The following is a 19,729-nucleotide window of genomic DNA, read 5'->3' on the forward strand; positions in this document are numbered from 1 at the left end:
ATCGGCTGCGTCAAGGAGTTGTGCATGCAAGCGCCCAAACACATAGTGATACTGACCGGGGCCGGTATCTCGGCCGAGTCGGGTATCAAGACCTTTCGTGCCAGTGATGGCCTCTGGGAGGAGCACAAGGTGGAAGACGTGGCCACCCCTGAGGGCTACCATCGGGATCCCGTCCTGGTGCAGGGCTTCTACAACGCCCGCCGCCAACAGTTGCAGCAAGAGCAGATCCATCCCAATCCGGCCCATTACGCACTGGCGCGGCTGGAACGTCTCTATCCCGAACAGATCACCCTGATCACCCAGAACATCGACAATCTGCATGAGCGGGCGGGTAGCCAGCGGCTTATCCATATGCATGGCGAGCTGCTCAGGGCGCGTTGCCCCGTCTCGGGACAAGTCATCGAGTGGCGTGGTGACTTGCATCAGGAGGAACTCTGCTCCTGCTGTCAGTTTCCCCAGCCGCTGCGCCCCCATGTGGTCTGGTTTGGCGAGATGCCTCTGGGTCTGGATCGCATCTATGGCGCCCTGGCACAATGCGATCTCTTCATCTCCATCGGCACCTCGGGGGCCGTCTATCCGGCGGCGGGTTTTGTCCATGAAGCAGGCCTCAATGGTGCCCACACCATAGAACTCAATCTGGAGCCGAGCGAACTGGAGAGCCAATTCGATGAGAAACGCTATGGCCCCGCTTCCCTCTTGGTGCCAGCCTATGTCGATGAGCTGCTGCAACGTTGCGGGGTACACAAACCCAAGCCCGTCTCCGGGGAGGATTGGATGGAGATGAGGGATCGCCTCTGACGCGGGAGTCGTCTGCCACTGATTTATCTCACTATTTTCATTCAGCAAAGCCAATAAAGTTGCACTCCCGATGATATGTCAGCACACTCGAATGAGACAGTGTTGATGGATGTCACAATAGAGGGGTGCTGGATGCAAAGACACATATTCACCAGGTGGCTGGTCGCCGCCTTGCTGCTGAGCGGTGTGATGGCGCCATGGGCACAGGCCGCGCAGAGCCCCATTCTGACGTTGACCGCCCCTGGTGGTGTCAGCAAAGAGTATGGGCTCCGCGAACTGGGATCCCTGCCTCAGGTTGCCTTCGAAACGGAAACCCCCTGGACCAAGGGCAAGCATAGTTATCGCGGCCCCTTGCTGCGCGACCTGATCAGGCAGATCAGCCCCAATGCCGACCGGGTCAATGTGGTGGCCCTGAACAATTACAGCCATGAGGTCAGGCTCTCGGACTATGCCGACTACCCGCTGATCCTGGCCATGAGCGAGAATGGCAAGATGTTGACCCGCCGCAACAAAGGGCCGCTCTGGCTGCTGGTTCCCTTCTCCGATCACCCCAAATTGAGTGAAGATCCCAATGTGCAGGCCTCGATGGTGTGGCAGATTGTCCGGTTAGAGGTGTTGGATTGACACGGCGCTCGCTGCAAAATCCGCTGTTGATAGGGGTCTGCCTGCTGTTTATCGGCTCCTCCATCTGGGGGCTGATGCTGCAGAAAAAGCATGAACGGCTGGTCGACTACTTCTATCGTGGCTCCCACTGGAACATTCACCAGCTGCTGCTCGATTCACAGCGCTTCCTCTATGAGTTGAAGCTCTACCGCGCCGGGGTGGGGGACATGGCGACCCTCTCCCTCGAGTACGATCTGTTCTGGAACCGGATTGATGTCTTCCTGGTGAGCGATGAGACCCGGGTCGTGCGTGGCCAGCTTGGTCTGGCAGGTATCGCCAATGACCTGCTTGCTGATCTCAAGCTGATCGAGTCACAAATGGATGCAGGCAAGCTGGTGGAGGGGCCCGAGCTCGATCACATGCAAAAGCATCTGATCGCTTGCACCAAACGGCTCGAGCAGATCAGCCGGGTGGTGCTGACCGGGGAGGCGAGGGAGGCCTCCATCACCCAGATCCGTCGCAATATGCTGTTGCTGCAGGTCTGGCAACTCACCTTGCTGGTCGCCGGTGTGCTGCTGGTGGCTGCGCTGGTGCGGGCCAATGTGCTCAATCGTCGTCAGGCTCGCACCGATCCCCTCACTCAGCTTGGCAATCGGCTTGCCATGCACGAGCGGCTCGATGTCAGCCTGAGCCGTGCCCCGTTGGTGGCACTGGTCATTCTGGATCTCAAACGCTTCAAACTCGTCAATGATCAGCTGGGTTATCAGGTCGGTGATCGCCTGTTGCAGGTCGTTGCCGACAAGCTGGATGCCTGGCCCCATGGTGATGCCTTTCGCCTCGGCGGTGACGAATTTGCCTGTGTGCTCGACCAGTGTCCCGATGATGGGAGTTGCCTCGCCCGGGCAGAGGAGCTGATCGCCTTGCTTGCGTTCGAGTTTCGCACCAGGGAGAGCAGCTTCCAGCTCGCCTGTCGCCTCGGCCTGGCGCTGGCACAGCGGGGGGAAGACAGAGACAGGCTGATCGATCACTGCATCCTGGCCCTCAATCAGGCCAAGGGGGGCCAGCAGGGGGATCTGGTGCAATTCAGCCATGCCATGCTCGGCCAGCTGCAACTGCGCCATAACCGGGTGAGAGGGTTGCAGATCTGGCTGGAGCGGGGGCTGGGCATGCCGTTGACCCTGGTGTTGGAACCCATGATGGAGGCCCATCATCCTCAACCGGTAGCGATGCGGCTCAGCCTCAACTGGGGGCAGGGAGAGGCATGCAGCCTCAACTGGCTGGAGGAGTCCAGCCTGCTCGAGGAGGTGCTCTCCCGGGTACTGGTCCAGGCGCATACCATGACGTCGCAGCCCTTGCTGCTGGGGTTGAGCAAGGCGCAGCTCCTTCGACTGCTGCGCAGCCCTCTGGTGACCTTGACGCCGGCTTGCTTCATCGCAGGCTTGCCTTATCTGGCCAGAGACGATGCCGAGCTCAAGCAGCAGGTGCTCAGGGCAGGCCTGGTACTGGCTCTGGAGGAAGTGGGCAGCGCCACCCTGGCCCTGGCAAGAGGGGGCTGGCCGCTGGCCTACTGGACTCCGTGCCGTGAGGGCGAAGAGGAGGCTGCGGCCTTGCAGCCCTTGGTGCAAGCCATTGGCCTCAAGACCCTCAGGCCTGCCCGGCGGTGAGAGCTGTCTCGCCCAGCCGAGGCAGCAAGCCTGAGCCGGGTTACGGCTTGCTATGCCGGGAATACAGATATGCCGGAACAACAAAAAGGGAGCCCTGAGCTCCCTTTCTGTTGTTTGGCTGCATGGGCCTTAGAGGCGGCGGCAGGATTGACGGATCACCAGATTTGGCTCCAGGGTGATCAAGCGGTTCTCTATCTGCTGACCATTGATGCGAGCCAACAGCCGGGTCACGGCAAGACGGCCCAGCGCCTCCTTGGGCTGATTGATGGTGGTGAGCGGCGGTGACAGGTATTGGGCCAGCTCGACATTGTCATAGCCGATGAGGGAGATATCTTCCGGCACCCTGAGCCCGGCCTGATGGATGGCGCTGATGGCCCCCATGGCCATCATGTCGTTGAACACAAACAGAGCGCTCGGCCGTTCAGGTTGAGCCAGCAGGGTCTGCATGGCATTGAAACCGCTGGCACAATCGAACTCACCGGCTTGCAGCCACGCCGGGCGCACGGCCAGCTGGGCCTCTTCCATCGCCTGCTCGAAACCGGCCAGGCGCTGGGTCGCAGGGGCGCGTCCGGCCGGGCCCATGATGCAGCCAATGTCCCTGTGACCCAGCCCTATCAAGTGGCGGGTTGCCAGGTAGCCGCCCAGATGAGAGTTGTCGGCGATGAGATCGACCCTGTCGCTGTCCAGCCCCCAGTCCATGACTACCACCGGCAGGTTATCCAGCCAGTCGAGCTGGTTGAACACCTCCTGCTGCCCCTCGCTGCACATGATCAGCAGCCCATCCACCCGTTTGCGCAGCATCATCTTGAGGTAGGAGAGCGCGGTCTCGGTCTGGCCCTCGGTGTTGCCCAGCATCAGGTTGTAACCCTGCTCGAAGCAGTAGCGCTCCACCCCGCGCACCACTTCCGCGAAGAAGGGGTTGCTGGAGGTAGTGACCAGCATGCCGATGCTGTTGGTCTCTTTCACCTTGAGGCTGCGGGCCACCAGGCTGGGGGCATAGTTGAGGCTCTCCATGGCGGCGAAGACCCGCTCGCGGGTCGCATCGGCGACGACGCGAGTCTCATTGATGACGTGGGACACCGTGGTGGTGGAGACCCCGGCCTGGGCCGCGACTTGCTTGATGTTGGCCATCAGCCTTGCTGCCCGTCGAGGAAGGCGGTCACCTCCTCCTTGTGGGGAATGGCGCTCTGGGCGCCGAGCCGGGTCACCGACAGCGCCGCAGCGCCATGGGCGAAACGAACCGCCGCTTGAAAGTCCAACCCCGCCAATTCGGCGGCCAACAGGGCGCCATTGAAGGTATCCCCGGCCGCCGTGGTGTCCACCGCCTCGACCCGAAAGCCCGGGATCAGTTGTTGCTGCCGGGTGTTGCTGCAATAGACCCCCTGGGCCCCCAGGGTGATCATCACATCGCTGATCCCCATCTGGTGGAAGCGGGCCGCCGCCTGAGCCGCGCTCGCCTCATCGGTGACGGCCACCCCGGTCAGCAGCTCGGCCTCGGTCTGGTTGGGGGTGATGAGATCCACCAGCGCCAGCAGCTCGGCAGGCAAGGGCTGGGCAGGCGCCGGATTGAGCACCACCCGGGTGCCACCGGCGCGGGCCAGACGGGCGGCCTCGAAGACGCTCTCCAGGGGCACCTCCAGCTGCAACAGCAGGGTGTGCGCCTCGGCGATGAGGCGACCATGGCGCTGTACCATGGCCGGGCAGAGGGCGCCATTGGCCTCGGCGGAGAGGCCTATGCTGTTCTCCCCCTCATCACTCACATAGATGATGGCGATGCCGGTGGGCAGGGTGGCATCTTCTTCCACCGCACCGACGTCGATACCATCCTCGGCAAAGCCTGCGCGCATCTCGCGGCCTATGGCGTCTGCCCCTATGCGGGCGATGAAGGAGACCTCGGCGCCGAGGCGGGCGGCGGCGACCGCCTGGTTGGCGCCCTTGCCGCCGGGTACCACTCGGTAACTGTGACCGGCCAGGGTCTCACCCGGGCGGGGAAAGTGCGGCACCCGCAGCACGTGATCGGCATTGACACTGCCCAGAACAACGAGACGATTCATAATGTTGCTTCCCTTGATGCATCTTGACTTGGGACTGCCCAAGGCGAGATACACCGCTGATTGTGTTCGACTGAGAGGGGGAGGCTAGCCTCCCCCAGCCACTGTTACTTGCTGACCACTTGCAGGGGAACGGGTATGGATTTTTCTACCGGTTGGCCCTTGAGTACCTTGTCGGCGGTCTCGACGCCAATGGCACCGATCAGCGCCGGCTGCTGGGCGATGGTGGCGGCCAGTTTGCCACGGGCGACCGCGGCCTTGCCATCATCGGTGCCATCGAAACCGACGATCATCACCTGCTTGCCGGCGGCCTGTACGGCGCGAATGGCACCCAGCGCCATCTCGTCGTTCTGGGCGAACACGGCCTGGACGGTCGGGTGAGCCGCCAGAAGGTTCTCCATCACGTTCAGACCCTTGGTACGGTCAAAGTCGGCAGGCTGGGAGGCCAGCACATCCAGCTGATGACCCTTCACCGCCAGGGCGAAACCCTCGCCGCGATCCCGGGCCGCCGAGGTGCCGGCGATCCCTTCGAGCTGGATCACCTTGGCGGCGTTCCCCAGCTGCTCGGCGATGAAGTCGCCCGCCAGCTTGCCGCCGGCCACGTTGTCGGAGGCGATGTGGGCCTTGACCTCACCCTGGGCCGCGCCGCGGTCCAGGGTCAGCACCGGGATATTGGCCTTGTTGGCCAGGCGGATGGCGTTGCCGACCGCGTCCGAATCGGTGGGGTTGATCAGAATGGCGCTCACCTTGCGCACCGTCAGATCTTCCACGTTGGCGAGCTCCTTGGCCGGATCGTTCTGGGAGTCGAGCACCACCAGCTCATACCCCAGCTCCTTGGCCTTGGCCTCGGCGCCCTCCTTCATGGTGACGAAGAAGGGGTTGTTGAGGGTGGAGACCACCATGGCCAACGAGTGATCGGCTGCCTGGGCAGTGCCCAGCACGGACATGATGGCGGCGGCGAGCAGGGTATTGAGCTTTTTCATCGTTTCATTCCTTGTGCTTTTTGTTATGGGTGCGTGTGGTTGTCGTTATTTGCTTTTGTTGTCGATCATCACGGCGAGCAGTATCACGCTGGCCTTGGCGATCATCTGGTAATAGGAGGAGACGTCGAGCAGGTTGAGGGCATTGTTGAGGAAACCGATGATGAGCGCGCCTATCAGGGTGCCCATGATGCGCCCCTTGCCCCCCATCAGGCTGGTGCCCCCCAGTACCACGGCGGCGATGGCGTCGAGTTCATACCCCATGCCCGCGGTGGGTTGTGCCGACGACAGGCGGGAGGTGACGATGAGGCCTGCCAGGGCGGAGAGGGCGCCGCAGATGGCATAGACCGCCAGCTTGACTCTGTCCACATTGATGCCGGAGAGGCGAGTGGCCGACTCGTTGCCGCCCAGGGCATAGATGTAGCGCCCCAGACGGGTATGGTTGAGCAGGTACCAGGCGAGCAGGAAGACGATGGCCATCAGCCAGATCGGCACCGGCAGACCGAGCAGATAGCCGGTGCCGAGCCAGGCGAAGTGATCGGACCCTTCGCTAAAGCCGGTGGAGATGGGCCGCCCCTCGGTGTAGACCATGGTCACGCCGCGCAGGGCGGTCATGGTGACCAGGGTGGCGATGAAGGCTTGCACCTTGCCCTTGGCGATGATGAGACCGCTGACGCCGCCGAGCAGGGCTCCGGCCCCCAGGGTGAGGGGGATGACCAGGGCGATGGGCAGCTCCATGGCGACCATGGTCGCGGCGAGGGCGCCGCACAGAGCCAGGACTGAGCCGACCGACAGATCGATGCCGGCGGTCAGGATGACCAGCGTCATGCCGACCGCCATGATGGCGTTGACCGAGGTCTGGCGCAGTATGTTGAGCAGGTTGTCGGCGGTGAAGAAGTTGGGGCTCAAGAAGGAGACCACGCCGATCAGCACCAGCAGCGCCACCAGGGATTTGTTCTCTATCCACCACTGCTTGCTCAGGAAGCCGGTGCGGGTCAGGGTCTGGGTTGTCATGAAATCGCCTCTTGTGCTACTTGCCACTGTTTTCCGACCGCCGCCGCCATCAGCTTCTCCTGATTGGCGTCTTTGGTATCAAATTCGGCGCTGATGCGCCCCTCGTGCATCACCAGGATGCGATCGCTCATGCCGAGCACTTCCGGCATCTCGGAGGAGACCAGGATGATGCTCATCCCCTCCTGCTTGAAGCGGTTGATGAGCTGGTAGATCTCTTTCTTGGCGCCGACGTCGACGCCGCGGGTCGGCTCATCGAGGATCAGCACCTTGGGACGGGTGAGCAGCCCCTTGGCGATGGCCACCTTCTGCTGGTTGCCACCGGAGAGCAGCTTGATGAGCTGTTCGGTGCTCGGGGTCTTGATGTTGAACAGACGCACATAGTCCTCTACCGCCTGACGCTCGGCCTTGCCGTCGATGCGGCCGCCCTTGTTGAATTCCCCAAGGGCGCACAGGCTCATGTTCTCCCGTACCGACAACTCCAGCACCAGGCCATCACCCTTGCGATCCTCCGAGATATAGGCAATGCCAGCGGCCAGACCATCGGCCGGGCTGCGGGGCCTGAGGGGCTGGCCGTCGACCTCGACCTGGCCGGCGCTCAGAGGGCTGGCGCCATAGATGAGCTTCATCAGCTCGGTGCGCCCCGATCCCATCAGGCCGCTGAAGCCGAGGATCTCACCCTGATGCAGGGTGAAGCTCACCTCGCGCACCCCGGGGCCCGCCACGCCCTCGACCATCAGACTGACGGGGCCGCGTTCACGGGTGAGGCACGGATATTGCTCCTCCAGGCGGCGGCCGACCATCATCTCGATGATCCTGTCTTCGTCGAGTTCACTCACCGGCTGCTCGCCAATCCACTTGCCATCGCGCAGTACCGTGACCCGGTCGCAGATCTCGAAGATCTCCTTCAAGCGGTGGGAGATGTAGACGATGCCGCAGCCCTGTTCACGCAGCTCGCGGATCACGGTGAACAGCTGCGCCGTCTCGGTGTCGGTCAGGGCGTCGGTGGGCTCGTCCATGATGATGACGCTGGCATCGAACGACAGGGCCTTGGCTATCTCCACCATCTGCTGCTCGCCGATGGAGAGGTTGCCGAGCCGGGTGTCCGGCCTGTGCTTGACCCCGAGCCGCTGCAGCAGGGCGCCGGCGCGAGCACGCAACTGGCCATGGTCAATGTTGCCAAAGCGGGTGCGGGGCTCGCGGCCGAGGAAGATGTTGGCGGCGATGGAGAGTTCCGGCAGCAGGTTCAGCTCCTGATGGATGATGCTGATCCCCTGATCCTGGGAGTCGCGGGGCCCCTTGAAACGTACCGGCTGACCGCGATAACTGAGGGTGCCGCTGTCGGCCTGATAGATGCCGGTCAGCACCTTCATCAGGGTGGATTTACCCGCCCCATTCTCGCCGAGCAGGGCCATCACCTCACCGGGATAGACCTTGAGCCCCGCCTCGTCGAGGGCCCGTACTCCGGGGAAGGTCTTGACGATGCCGCCAAGCTCGAGGATGGGGATAGGGGTTGTGCTCATCTTGGCTCCTTGGGCAGTCAAAAGGCGACGCCGGCGCAGAGGATCAGGTTGGCGTAGGGAGTGACCTCGCCGGTGCGCACTAGCGCCTTGCTGGCCTGGCTACGGATTTTGAACGCCTCGTGAGAGAGGTAGTCGATGGTGATGGGTTTGCCCTGATCCCGCGCATGGGCCTCGAGCTGATCGAGCAGTGCCTGATGGGCGAGGGGGCTGACCGATTTGAGTTCGCTGGCGAGCAGGACTCGCTCCACCACCAGATCGGTGAGCAGGGCGCCGAGCACGGTTTCCAGACTCGGGGTGCCGGGGATCAGCGCCAGGTCGATACGTTCCGGGCCCGGGGGAATGGGGAGTCCGGCGTCGCACACCACTATCTCGTCGGTATGCCCCATCCGGGCCACCAGGGCGCTCAGGGGGGCATTGAGCAGCTTGCCTCGTTTCATACAGCACCTCATCAGGCGAGAGCCTGCGTCTCTGTGTTGAAGTAGGCAACCGGTTACGCAACCGGTTGCGTGATGGGTGGAAGGTAGGCGTTAATCGTTGCTGGATCCAGTGATCAGTAACGAAAGTGTGAAAACGATCTCAATGGTGGGGGATTAGAGGTGAAAAAGCGGGTGCCCGCACCCAGGCTCCCGCGCCGGGGATCAGATGGCAAGTGCCTGCTGCACGGCGGAGCGGGCCAGCATCCGGCGACTGTGCGCCGCCACCTTGGGGAATTCGTCGATGGCCACGCCATCGCTCTTGAGCCAGCTGGCCACCACGAACAGATAGATATCGGCCAGGCTGAATTGCTCCCCCAGCACCCAGGGACCGACCAGATAGTGGTTTTCTATCTCGGCGAAACCATCGCGCATGTTTTGCGGCATCTTGGCCTTCATGGCGGCGATGGCATGCTCGTCATCGGCCCAGCGGCTGCCACGGCGCCCGTGGGCATGGGAGATGTGCAGGGTGGCGGCTAGGAAGAGGTTGACCTCCTGCATCCTGGCCAGCAGGAAAAAGTCCTCCAGTGGTGCCAGCTTCGCGGCTGGGAAGCGCTGCGCCACATAGAGCAGCAGGGCCGAGGTCTCGGTCAAGACGCCATGCTCGGTGACCAGAGCCGGCACCCGTCCCTTGGGGTTGATGGCCAGATACTCTGGGCTGCGCTGCTCACCGGCAGCGAGATCAAGCAGCTTGATCTGGTGTGGGGCACCGGCTTCCATCAGGGCGATGCGCACCGCCATGGCACAGGTGCCGGGGGCGAGATAGAGGGTCAGTTCAGACATTGCTGTTCTCCTTGGGTTAGGGGGCTGGGCGCACAAGGCTGGGGGGCGCCGACCATCAAATGGGTCTTGGGCATGCTACCCCCATGCCGGGCAGGGGCCAAGTCGGCGCTGACGAACACCATTAATCTGGCTGATCATCGAACGGTCAAAATGGTGATCCGCTCGGCCGTTGGCCTGTGAAATCAATGGCTTTATGAACGGCAGATAACAGGAAAAACGGCTACGCATGCCCGGTCAAATCGCTATAATGTGCCACCTTGGATCAGTGGTTTTCGATGTTGGATAGTCAATTGAGTAATAGAATGCGGATCGGCGGCTCTCTCGAGGAGTCCATGAGCAAAGGGTATCGGCTCGATGTAAGGGCAATACTGCAAGAGAGTTGGCAACAGACCCGCAGCAATGGATTGGGGATGTTGCTGGCCATCATGGGCGTCATGGCAATCTGGATCCTGCTCAGCAATGTGCTGCTCGCCCCCTTGCTCGAGAGTGAGAAGGAGGGCCTCGATAGCGCCATGTTTATCAGCTTGCTGATCACAGTGGTGATGGCACCCATGAGCTCGGCCCTCGATATGCTGGGGCTGCAGCAGGCGATCGGGGTGCGGGCCCGCGCCAGCCAGGTGTTCGATTTCTTCCGTCACTTTCTGCGTCTAGCCTTGCTCAGCCTGCTCAGCAGCCTGTTGACCAGTCTGTTTGGCCCCCTGTTCGATCTGTTGGGACTGCCCATGATGCTGGCCCTTATCCCCTCCGCATTGGTTGGCATGGGATTGCTGTTTACCGTGCCGCTGGTGCTGGAGCGGGGTCTGAGTCCGGCTCAGGCGATCCTGGTGTCGCTCAAGGTGTTTGCGCGCGGTTGGCCCTCCCTGTTATTGCTCCACGGCATCATGCTGGGACTCTGCCTGCTGGCCATGATCCCCATGGGATTGGGGCTTATCTGGGTAGCCCCCCTCTATTTCAACTGCAAAGGCATCCTCTACCGGGAGCTGTGCGGCGTCGCGGTGGAAGTGAGCGAGGCGCCCACGGCGGCGGATCATTTCAATGCATAAGGATTTGACATGAAAAGGCTTTTAACGTGCCTGATGGTGGGGGGAGCCTTGCTGCCAGCGCCGCTGTTGGCGCAATCCCTGGTGCTCGATTACGGCACCTTCTATGGCCATATGAAGACGGAGCGCAAGGCTGACTTCGGCCTGGCCAGACTCGGTTTCTATTTGCGGGACTCGGAGACGGGGCAACCCTGTCTGGCGCAGTCGGTACGCATCCACAGCGACAACAGGGACAGGCCCGCGGAGGTCGCAGCCGACGGTGGCCTGACTCTGCCGTTTGATGAGCAGGTCTATCTCGACAAGGGCAAGGTGCTGCTCGAGATGGACGCGCCCCATGAGCGCTGCGATCTGTCGGTACAGGTGATGGCCAGTCTCAAGCCTGACAGTGAAGGGCGGGTTGCCCTGAGCGAGATCGCGGCCGCCCAGCGGGACATGCAGGCCCTGCTCGACAAGATGGCGGGTATGGTCGGCAAACACTTTCTGCCCGAGGTGGCTGGCGTGCGGGTATCCCTTGCACCTGTGAGCGGCACCGCCTATCTGGACAAGGGGAGTGAGCAGCTGGCTCTGCCCTGGAAAGAGGGCTCTCTGCTGCTGGGCAATGCCCAGCTGTCTGCGTTCGAAGGGGGCACCCTGCAACCCAATGGTGAACTGATCCGGCTCACTCCCTGGTTGCACAAGGGCTGACCATGGCCCGGTGAGTTGTGAGAGTAAAAAAGGAGCGCCTCGGCGCTCCTTTTTGACAGGCTGATGCTGCTCTGAAACAGCGTGAGTGCCAAGGGCCGCGCCTAGCGAACCTCAATCACATCCAGCCTGTCCATCTCGTCGATGTTGAGCAGGGGAGCCGTCGGCAGCTCGGGGGGATCGAATGCCTTGTCGCCGCCATCTATGATGCCGGAGTCGCGGTTGATGCTCTTGAAATCGAACAGCTTGTGATCGAGCAGGTGACTCGGCACCACATCCTGAATGGCGGTGAACATGGTTTCGATACGGCCCGGGAAGCGGCGATCCCAATCCTGCATCATCTGCTTGATCGCCTTGCGCTGCAGGTTCTCCTGGGAGCCACAGAGGTTGCAAGGAATGATGGGGAACTCCTTGATCTCGGCGTAGCGCGCCAGATCCTTCTCCTTGCAGTAGGCCAGCGGGCGGATGACCACGTTCTTGCCATCGTCACTCACCAGCTTGGGTGGCATGGACTTGAGCTTGCCACCGTAGAACATGTTGAGGAATAGCGTCTCGAGAATGTCGTCTCTGTGATGGCCGAGGGCTATCTTGGTGCAACCCAGCTCCAGGGCGCGGCGATAGAGGATGCCGCGACGCAGTCGTGAGCAGAGGGCGCAGGTGGTCTTGCCTTCGGGCACCTTCTCTTTGACGATGGCGTAGGTATCTTCCTCGACCACTTCGAAGGGAACTCCCAGCTCAGCCAGATAGGCGGGCAGTATGTGCTCGGGGAAGCCTGGCTGTTTCTGATCCAGGTTGACGGCGATGAGGTCGAAATGGATGGGGGCACTGGCCTGCAGGCTCAGCAGTATGTCGAGCATACCGTAGCTGTCCTTGCCGCCAGAGAGGCAGACCATCACCTTGTCACCCTCTTCAATCATGTTGAAGTCGGCGATGGCCTGACCTACGTTGCGCCTGAGGCGCTTCTGCAGCTTGTTGAAACTGTATTTATCTTTGGTGTTCAGCTCTTGCACCATGACCTCAAACCCGGGACAAAAATAAGCGGCTTATTATAGCCATGTCCCGGGGGAGGGCAAGGATGCGTTACGGTTGGCTCGACTTCGTCTCGACCGGGCATTGGTAGTCGGTCGGCTTGAGGATCAGGATGTCGCAGGGCAAGCGGTCTATCACCTGCTCGGCCGTGTTGCCGAGCAAGGCGGCCGAGAGGCCGGTACGGCCAACGCTGCCCATGATCATCAGACTCGCTTTGAGCTCCTCGGCCAGATCCGGCAGCACCTCTTCGGGCAAGCCTTCGGCGACCTTGGTCCAGAGGTGGTTTATCTGATATTTGTCGGCATGGGCGAGCAGCAGGGACTCATGATGCCGGCGGATCGCCTCGTTGTAGGCGTGGGGATCGAACTCGGGCAGCTCGATGGCGACATTGACAGGGGTGCCAGGGAAGGTATTGACCAGATAGAGGCTGGCGCCGAGCAGGTCGGCGACCCCCATCCCCTCCTCCGTGATGCGATCATTGAGATCCTGCTGCTCCTTGTCATCACTCGAACAGTTGATGGCGGCGATGATATTGCCGCCCCGCTGCCAATGACCCTCTTTTACCAACAATACCGGGCAGGGACACTTGCGCAGCAGATGCCAGTCGGTGGGGGTGAAGATGAAGGTCTGCAGGAAGTTGTGGTGATGGGTCGCCTTGACCACCAGATCATGTTTGCCGTTGAGCACCTCCTGAATGACGGACTCGAAGGGACGGCTGTGCCAGATGACCTTGACCTCACACTGCATGCCCCTGGCACGATAGGGGGTGAGGATCTCGTCCAGCCACTCCTGACGTTGACTGATGACGCCGGCGCGCATCTCGTCACGCTCCTCGCTCGAGAGCATGGCGGTCATCTCATACGAGAAGTCGTAGATGGTCAGTAACAGGGTCAGCTGTGCGTCTGTTTCCAGCTCGGCTACTTTGACTGCGCGCTCGAGTGCAATTTGGCGCTCTTGTTCCGGGTTGATAACTACCAGGATTTTTCGGTACTTGACCATGGGCTCCTCCTTGGACAAAAGACCAATGATGACAGGCCTTTAGCTTTTATAGCTTAGCGTAGGAGAAGCAGTAATGACGTGGGCCGGATCAAATTATTGGGGTCAACTTGATCCGGCGCAAGAGAAGAGTCTGTGATCAGGCGCAGGGCTGGCGAGGGGTGCCGGCCATGGTGGCGAGGGCATTGTGATTGAGCACGGTAATGTATTTGCCTTTGACCGCAATGAGCTCTGACTTCTGGAAGCGACCCAGCAGCCGGCTGATGGTCTCGACGGTCAACCCCAGATAATTGCCGATGTCGCCCCGGGTCATGGAGAGACGAAACTCCTTGGCGGAGAAACCACGCTCGGAGAAGCGCTGGGAGAGGTTGCTCAGGAAGGCCGCGAGGCGCTCCTCGGCATTCTTCTTGGAGAGCAGCAGTATCATCTCCTGATCCCCCATGATCTCGTTGCTCATCAACCGCATGATCTGCTGGCGCAGCTTGGGCATCTTGCCGGAAAGATCGTCGAGGACATCGAAGGGGATCTCGCACACCATGGCCGTTTCCAGCGCCTGGGCGAAGGAGGGATGGATGTGCTTGTTGATGGCATCAAACCCGACCAGATCACCCGCGAGGTGGAAGGCGGTGATCTGCTCGTCCCCTTGCTCTGTGATGGTGTAAGACTTGATGGTCCCGGAGCGGATGGCGTAGAGGGATTTCAGCTCGTCGCCAGCCTTGAACAGCTCTTCACCTTTCTGAATAGGCTTCTTGCGCTCAATGATGCTGTCGAGCTGATCCAGTTCGCTGTCATTGAGGCTGAAGGGGATGCAGAGCTGGCTGATGCTGCAATCCTGGCAATGAATTGCACAGCCACCGCTCTGAATACGTCTGCCAGGTTTCTTGTCCGGGATCATAGGCTCATTTGAATAATTGATTTATATCAATCAAGTCTACCACCAACCCATCCATTTTGGATAGGGTTTCAAAGGGATGCCAGGCCGACCCAGAGGGTGTGCAGGCCATAGGCAATCAACAGCAAAGCGCCGGTGAGGCGCAGACTGCGCAGGGTGAGCCAATATCGCAACCTGTCCGCCAGACCGCCCAGTGCAAACAGGGTGGGCAGTGTGCCTATGCCGAAACAGAGCATGATGAGGGCGCCCTTGGTGGCGGAGCCTGCCGCCGCACTCCAGGTCAGCATGGAATAGACCAGGCCGCAGGGTAGCCAACCCCACACCATGCCAAAAGGCAGCGCCTGGAGTGGATGGCGGAAGGGGAGGAACTTGCCTGCCAGTGGCCTGAGCCTGGGCCAGAGCCGGGCGCCGAGTCGCTCGAGCAGCAATATTCCCTGCCACCAGCCAGCCAAATAAAGCCCCAGGGCTATCATGAGCCCCCCGGCGAACAAGCGCAGATAGAGCAGAGCCTGCTTGCCAGCCCCCAACTCCCCCGTGGTGGCAAGCAGACCGCCCACCAGGGCGCCAGCCATCACATAGCTGAGGATGCGACCCAGATTGTAATAGAGCAGATAGCTGAGCCGGCCTGTGAAATGCTGCTGCGCTGGCGGAATGGCCATGGAGAGCGCAGCCGAGACACCGCCGCACATGCCGATGCAGTGGCCTGCCCCCGCGAGCCCGACCAGCAGAGCCCCCAGCAGATCAAGGTTGGCTGTCATCGGATGGGCGCTTGTTGGTTGTGGTTGACGTGGCGTCATCTTCATCAAACAAGATGTTGGAGCCCTGGCGATCGAGATCCTCGAACTGCTCCGAGCGTATGGCCCAGAAGAAGACGAACACGGCGATGACCACGAACAGGATGGCGATGGGGATCAGAATGAAGATGATGTTCATGGGGCAAGCCTTGCGATGGGAGTGGCCGGGGTCATGGTAAACGAGTTGTCAGCCAAGATCCTGCTTGACGCAGTGAGTCGTGAAACTGCATCTGCATGGGCAATCTCCTTCACCGGTTCAGACGCATGGAGTTGGTGACCACAATGAGGGAGCTCAGGGACATCCCTGCCGCCGCCAGATAGGGGGGTAGCCAGCCGCTGGCCGCCAGGGGCAATACCAGCAGGTTGTAACCGATGGACCAGGCGAAGTTCTCCTTGATGATCCTGCGGGTCCGCAGCGCCAGGGTGCGGGCCTCCAGCAGGCGGGTGAGATCGTCGGCCAACAGGATGGCATCGGCACTGTTTTTCGCCAGATCCGTGCCTCCCGCCATGGCAAAAGAGGCGTGCGCCCCGGCCAGCACGGGGGCGTCGTTGATGCCGTCCCCCACCATGATACTGATGTCACCCCTCGCTTCGCACGCCTTGAGATAAGCCAGCTTGCCATCCGGGGTCACGCCCTTCACCAGCTCGTCCACCCCCAGGGTACGTGCCACCTCGTCGGCCTGAGCGGAACCATCGCCGGTGAGTATGGTGGTCTTGAGCCCGGCGGCCTTGAAGGCCTGGATCAGGGCCAGGGCATCCGGGCGCAGGCTGTCTTCCAACAAGAAGCGGGCGAGGGGGCCCTTGTCATCGGCAAGATAAACGCTCAGGCCTGGCACCTCTTCATCCGGTGAAATACCAAGCCAGCGGGCGCTGCCGAGTCGATAGGGTTGCCCGGCAATGAGACCGGCGACGCCGTGGCCGATCACCGGCTGGATGTCGCGAGTGGCGAGCAGTACCTCTCCCGGGGCGCGAAAGGCGCGGGCGATGGGGTGTTCGGATTGGGACTCCAACGCCCGGGCGATGGCCAGGCAGTGAGCCTCATCCTGATTGCCAAGCAGCTGGATGGCGGCGAGGCGCACTTCCCCGGTGGTGAGGGTGCCTGTCTTGTCCATCACCACCCGGTTGGCCCGGGTCAGGATATCGAGCACATGGCCGCGGCGCAGCAATATGCCGGTGCGGGTGAGGTGGGCCGTGGCCGAGGTGAGCGCGGTCGGTGTGGCCAGCGACAAGGCGCAGGGGCAGGTGGCGACCAGGACCGCCAGGGCTATCCAGAAGGCCTGATCCGGTTGATGGAGGTGCCAGTAAGTCCAGACCAGCGCGGCAATGATCAGCAACACCAGGATGAAGTGGCGGGAGAGGGTATCGGCCAGCTCGGCGATGGCCGGTTTGTCGATGAGTGCCTCATCCTGCAGGCGCATGATCTGGGCGATACGAGACTGGGTGATGGGCTGATTGACCCGCACCAGCAGCGGGGCGTCGCTATTGATGGTGCCCGCATAGACGGTGTCGCCACGGCGCTTGCACAGGGGTAACTGCTCTCCGGTCAGCATGGCCTCGTTCACGTTGGCCTCTCCCTCGACGATGATGCCATCGGCGGGGAGGGTGGCACCGGCCAGCACCCGCACGCTGTCCCCTACCTTGAGGGTCTTGGCTGCCACCTCATGGTCGCCCTGCTCATCGACCAGGGTTGCCATGATGGGTACCAAACGTGCCAGGTTGGAGCTCGACTCCGAGGCCTTGCGCCTGGCCCGCAACTCGAGAAAGCGGCCGAGCAGCAGGAAGAAGACGAACATGGTGATGGAGTCGTAATAGACCTCACCGGTGTTGAAGACGGTGGCCCAGATGGAGGCGACGAAGGCACCGATCAGCGCAAGGGATACCGACACATCCATGGAGAGCTGCCCTTGGCGCAGGCTGCGCCAGGCGCCCAGGTAAAATGGCTGGGCCGAATAGATCATGATGGGGGTGGAGAGCAGCAGGCTTATCCACTTGAAGTAGATCATGAACTCCTCTTCGACACTGATGAAGAGATCCATATAGAGGGCCACGGCGCACATCATCACCTGCATGGAGCCCAGACCCGCCAATCCCATGCGATAGAGGTAGCTCTTCACCTCGCGGGCATAGAGGGCTTCTTGTTGATGGGTCTGGAAGGGGTAGGCGCGATAGCCTATCCGGGCGAATCCCTTGAGGATGTCGCTCAGGGAGAGCTGCAAGGGATCCCACTTGATGCGGGCCCTGTGAGTGGTGCTGTTGACCACGATGTAGCTCAAGCCATCGAGAGTGTTGAGATGGCGTTCGATGAGCCAGGCACAGGCGGCGCAGCTGAGCCCTTCGACACTGAGCTGGATCTCCCGCAGCGTCCCGGAGTCGGTGACGAACTCCTGTTGCACCTCGGCCAAGTCATAGTGGCTGAGGGCGGCCAGTTCGGCGGGGATCAGCTCCCCCTTGGCGCCGGGGGCGGTGCGGTGTTCGTAATAACTGGCGAGGCCGCACTCCATAATGGTCTGGGCCACGGCCTGGCAGCCAGGGCAGCACATGGGGTGGAGAATGCCTTTTATCTCGAAGGCATACTGGCTGTTGTCAGGTACCGGCTCGCCACAGTGGAAACAGCCCGTCATGACTAGCGTCCCTTGGGATCGAGTTCGACCGGCGCTGCCAGGGGGAAATGTACCGTCTCTTGCAAGCGCCACTCATGGTCGAAGGCATCGACCCGGATGTGCCACTTGCCGGTGAGGGGGTGGTCGAGGTGCAAGCGATAGACACCGCTGGCATCGCTGGTGAGCAGATAGTCGCTGTCACGACCCGCCAGAGTCGGGTGGAACAGAGAAAGACGCAGGGCCTGATTGGGGACCAGATCGCCGCTCACCGGCTTGAGGGTCAGTTCGCTCTCCTGAAGGTTCAACGCGATGTGGACGTTGAGCGCCTCGGCACGGTCAAACTTGCTGAGGTCCTGATTGATCTCTTTCCCTTGCTTGTAATAGTCCTCCGCCACCAGATTGACCCCATCCTTGCTGGCAATGATGGCGGTGGCAATACCGGCGACGACGACAGTGGCGGGAAGGGCGATGATGAACCAGGGCCAGAATTGGCGATACCAGGGTTGAGTCATAGTGCTACCGAAACCTATGATTAACGAAACTGAGGGTTTTTAGACAAAACAAGATAACAAAAAGCCTCGAAGAGTCGAGGCTTTTTGCTGAGTAATCACGTGTTTATCACATGTTACTGCTGTTATTGCGCGCTTTCGCCAGTGTGGGACAAACCGTACACATAGGAGGCGAGCAGCTGCACCTTGTCTTCACCCAGGATATCTTTCCAGGCTGGCATCACGCCGTGACGACCATGGGTGATGGTCTCCTCGACGACCTGACGGGAACCGCCATAGAGCCAGGTGGTATTGGTGAGATCCGGGGCACCAAAGGCGGTGCCGCCCTTGGCATCCGGGCCGTGGCAGGCGGCGCACACCGCGAAGCGTGTCTCCCCTTTCTTGGCTTCCACCATGTCGACCTTGCGACCGGACAGGTTCAGCACATAGGAGGCCACCTCTTTGACGCCATCCTTGCCCAGGATATCTCCCCAGGCCGCCATGATGCCCTGACGGCCATTCATGATGGTGGTCTTGATGTCGGACGGCTTGCCGCCCCACTGCCATTCGGCATCGGTCAGGTTCGGGAAGCCGCGACCGCCGCGGGCATCCGAGCCATGGCACTGGGCGCAGTTTTGCAAGAAGAGGCGTTGACCAACCTTGCGAGCCTCAGGATCGGCGGCTATCTCCTCGATGGCTTTATAGGTCTTGCCATCGGCCTGATAGGCCAGCTCCTTGAACTTGGCGCCGTAGACGGCATCCGCCTTGGCCAGCTCACGGTCATACTCGACCGCACTGCCATTGCTCTTGGCAGCCTCGGCGGCGGCCTTGCCTTGCGCCAGGGAGCGGATGCCCTGGTGGGAGCTCTGCCAGCCCAGCAGCCCCTTCCAGTTACCCAGCCCCGGGAAAGCGAGCAGGTAGAGCAGCCCAATCACTATCATGAAGAGGAACATGTAGGTCCACCATTTGGGCAGTGGGTTGTTCAGCTCTTCGATGCCGTCGAAGGCGTGGCCCATGGACTGGCCCTCTTCGACACCCATCTTGTCATTGCGACACCACATGAGCAGCAAGAAGCAGCCCACTATGGTACCCAGTGACACCAAGGTCACAAAAATGCTTAACAGAGTGCTCATTATTGCTTCGCTCCTGCGTTCTTGTTATCAGCACTGGGTTGCTCGTCGTCGGCAAAAACCAGGTTGGCGGCCTCGTCAAAGGAGGCTTTGCGGCGCTTGCTGTAAGCCCAGCCGATGATGCCAAACATCATCAGCATCAGCAGCAGGGTGTAGAGTCCGCGAAAAGTGCCGTAATCCATTTCCATACTCC

Annotated in this window: 21 protein-coding genes; 5 read left to right on the forward strand and 16 right to left on the reverse strand. The window is 61.3% G+C overall.

Annotated elements, in window-relative coordinates:
* The first annotated feature begins 24 nt into the window (after nt 1–24).
* From cobB to KYK33_RS09950, 3 genes are all read left to right on the forward strand, one after another.
* Nucleotides 25–798, forward strand: coding sequence for a Sir2 family NAD+-dependent deacetylase (gene cobB / locus KYK33_RS09940; RefSeq protein ID WP_224432860.1), 774 nt, complete (start codon nt 25–27; stop codon nt 796–798).
* A gap of 132 nt (nt 799–930) precedes the next feature.
* Entirely contained in the window at nt 931–1,422 is a 492-nt protein-coding gene (locus KYK33_RS09945) for a molybdopterin-dependent oxidoreductase (protein ID WP_224432861.1), read from the forward strand.
* Nucleotides 1,419–3,065: a GGDEF domain-containing protein gene (locus tag KYK33_RS09950; protein WP_224432862.1), complete on the forward strand. Its 1,647-nt coding sequence runs from the start codon at nt 1,419–1,421 to the stop codon at nt 3,063–3,065. Before KYK33_RS09945 ends, KYK33_RS09950 begins: the two co-directional genes overlap by 4 nt.
* 129 nt (nt 3,066–3,194) lie before the next feature.
* Here the strand turns inward: KYK33_RS09950 and KYK33_RS09955 are convergent, their stop codons facing one another.
* The 7 genes from KYK33_RS09955 to KYK33_RS09985 form a co-directional block, all read right to left on the reverse strand.
* Nucleotides 3,195–4,196 carry a substrate-binding domain-containing protein gene (locus KYK33_RS09955; protein ID WP_042042424.1) on the reverse strand — a complete coding sequence of 334 codons (1,002 nt, stop codon included), beginning with the start codon at nt 4,194–4,196 and terminating at the stop codon, nt 3,195–3,197.
* Nucleotides 4,196–5,119 (reverse strand): ribokinase, encoded by a 924-nt coding sequence (gene rbsK, locus KYK33_RS09960; protein ID WP_224432863.1) that lies wholly within the window; start codon nt 5,117–5,119, stop codon nt 4,196–4,198. Before rbsK ends, KYK33_RS09955 begins: the two co-directional genes overlap by 1 nt.
* A gap of 104 nt (nt 5,120–5,223) precedes the next feature.
* The gene (rbsB, locus tag KYK33_RS09965; RefSeq protein WP_224432864.1) at nt 5,224–6,099 is read right to left on the reverse strand and encodes a ribose ABC transporter substrate-binding protein RbsB; all 876 of its coding nucleotides are present in this window, start codon (nt 6,097–6,099) and stop codon (nt 5,224–5,226) included.
* A 45-nt stretch (nt 6,100–6,144) separates the two neighbouring features.
* Nucleotides 6,145–7,110 (reverse strand): ribose ABC transporter permease, encoded by a 966-nt coding sequence (rbsC, locus tag KYK33_RS09970; RefSeq protein WP_042042429.1) that lies wholly within the window; start codon nt 7,108–7,110, stop codon nt 6,145–6,147.
* Nucleotides 7,107–8,630, reverse strand: coding sequence for a ribose ABC transporter ATP-binding protein RbsA (gene rbsA / locus KYK33_RS09975; protein ID WP_224432865.1), 1,524 nt, complete (start codon nt 8,628–8,630; stop codon nt 7,107–7,109). The genes rbsC and rbsA overlap by 4 nt, the downstream gene beginning before the upstream one ends.
* 17 nt (nt 8,631–8,647) lie before the next feature.
* Nucleotides 8,648–9,067: a D-ribose pyranase gene (rbsD, locus tag KYK33_RS09980; RefSeq protein WP_224432866.1), complete on the reverse strand. Its 420-nt coding sequence runs from the start codon at nt 9,065–9,067 to the stop codon at nt 8,648–8,650.
* A gap of 201 nt (nt 9,068–9,268) precedes the next feature.
* A complete protein-coding gene (locus KYK33_RS09985; RefSeq protein WP_224432867.1) occupies nt 9,269–9,886 on the reverse strand; it encodes a glutathione S-transferase family protein in 618 nt (205 codons plus the stop codon).
* Nucleotides 9,887–10,188: 302 nt separating this feature from the next.
* Between KYK33_RS09985 and KYK33_RS09990 the strand changes: the two genes are divergently transcribed.
* Nucleotides 10,189–10,929: a DUF2189 domain-containing protein gene (locus KYK33_RS09990; RefSeq protein ID WP_224432989.1), complete on the forward strand. Its 741-nt coding sequence runs from the start codon at nt 10,189–10,191 to the stop codon at nt 10,927–10,929.
* A 9-nt stretch (nt 10,930–10,938) separates the two neighbouring features.
* Nucleotides 10,939–11,610 carry a DUF2987 domain-containing protein gene (locus KYK33_RS09995; RefSeq protein WP_042042434.1) on the forward strand — a complete coding sequence of 224 codons (672 nt, stop codon included), beginning with the start codon at nt 10,939–10,941 and terminating at the stop codon, nt 11,608–11,610.
* A gap of 101 nt (nt 11,611–11,711) precedes the next feature.
* Here the strand turns inward: KYK33_RS09995 and ttcA are convergent, their stop codons facing one another.
* The 9 genes from ttcA to KYK33_RS10040 form a co-directional block, all read right to left on the reverse strand.
* On the reverse strand, nt 11,712–12,620 hold the full coding sequence (gene ttcA, locus KYK33_RS10000) for a tRNA 2-thiocytidine(32) synthetase TtcA (protein ID WP_042042435.1): 909 nt from the start codon (nt 12,618–12,620) through the stop codon (nt 11,712–11,714).
* A 67-nt stretch (nt 12,621–12,687) separates the two neighbouring features.
* Complete coding sequence (gene uspE, locus KYK33_RS10005) at nt 12,688–13,635, reverse strand: universal stress protein UspE (protein ID WP_042042436.1); 948 nt, start codon at nt 13,633–13,635, stop codon at nt 12,688–12,690.
* Nucleotides 13,636–13,771: 136 nt separating this feature from the next.
* Complete coding sequence (locus tag KYK33_RS10010) at nt 13,772–14,527, reverse strand: FNR family transcription factor (RefSeq protein ID WP_042042437.1); 756 nt, start codon at nt 14,525–14,527, stop codon at nt 13,772–13,774.
* 68 nt (nt 14,528–14,595) lie between these two features.
* Entirely contained in the window at nt 14,596–15,282 is a 687-nt protein-coding gene (locus KYK33_RS10015) for a sulfite exporter TauE/SafE family protein (RefSeq protein ID WP_224432868.1), read from the reverse strand.
* Nucleotides 15,266–15,457, reverse strand: a complete 192-nt coding sequence (ccoS, locus tag KYK33_RS10020; protein WP_224432869.1) for a cbb3-type cytochrome oxidase assembly protein CcoS — start codon at nt 15,455–15,457, stop codon at nt 15,266–15,268. Before ccoS ends, KYK33_RS10015 begins: the two co-directional genes overlap by 17 nt.
* A gap of 109 nt (nt 15,458–15,566) precedes the next feature.
* The gene (locus tag KYK33_RS10025) at nt 15,567–17,939 is read right to left on the reverse strand and encodes a heavy metal translocating P-type ATPase (RefSeq protein ID WP_224432870.1); all 2,373 of its coding nucleotides are present in this window, start codon (nt 17,937–17,939) and stop codon (nt 15,567–15,569) included.
* A gap of 2 nt (nt 17,940–17,941) precedes the next feature.
* Entirely contained in the window at nt 17,942–18,430 is a 489-nt protein-coding gene (locus tag KYK33_RS10030) for a FixH family protein (RefSeq protein ID WP_224432871.1), read from the reverse strand.
* Between the two features lie 122 nt (nt 18,431–18,552).
* A complete protein-coding gene (ccoP, locus tag KYK33_RS10035; RefSeq protein WP_224432872.1) occupies nt 18,553–19,539 on the reverse strand; it encodes a cytochrome-c oxidase, cbb3-type subunit III in 987 nt (328 codons plus the stop codon).
* On the reverse strand, nt 19,539–19,718 hold the full coding sequence (locus KYK33_RS10040; protein WP_042042444.1) for a cbb3-type cytochrome oxidase subunit 3: 180 nt from the start codon (nt 19,716–19,718) through the stop codon (nt 19,539–19,541). The genes ccoP and KYK33_RS10040 overlap by 1 nt, the downstream gene beginning before the upstream one ends.
* Nucleotides 19,719–19,729: the final 11 nt, after the last annotated feature.

Source organism: Aeromonas rivuli, assembly GCF_020149575.1.
Lineage (GTDB): Bacteria > Pseudomonadota > Gammaproteobacteria > Enterobacterales > Aeromonadaceae > Aeromonas > Aeromonas rivuli.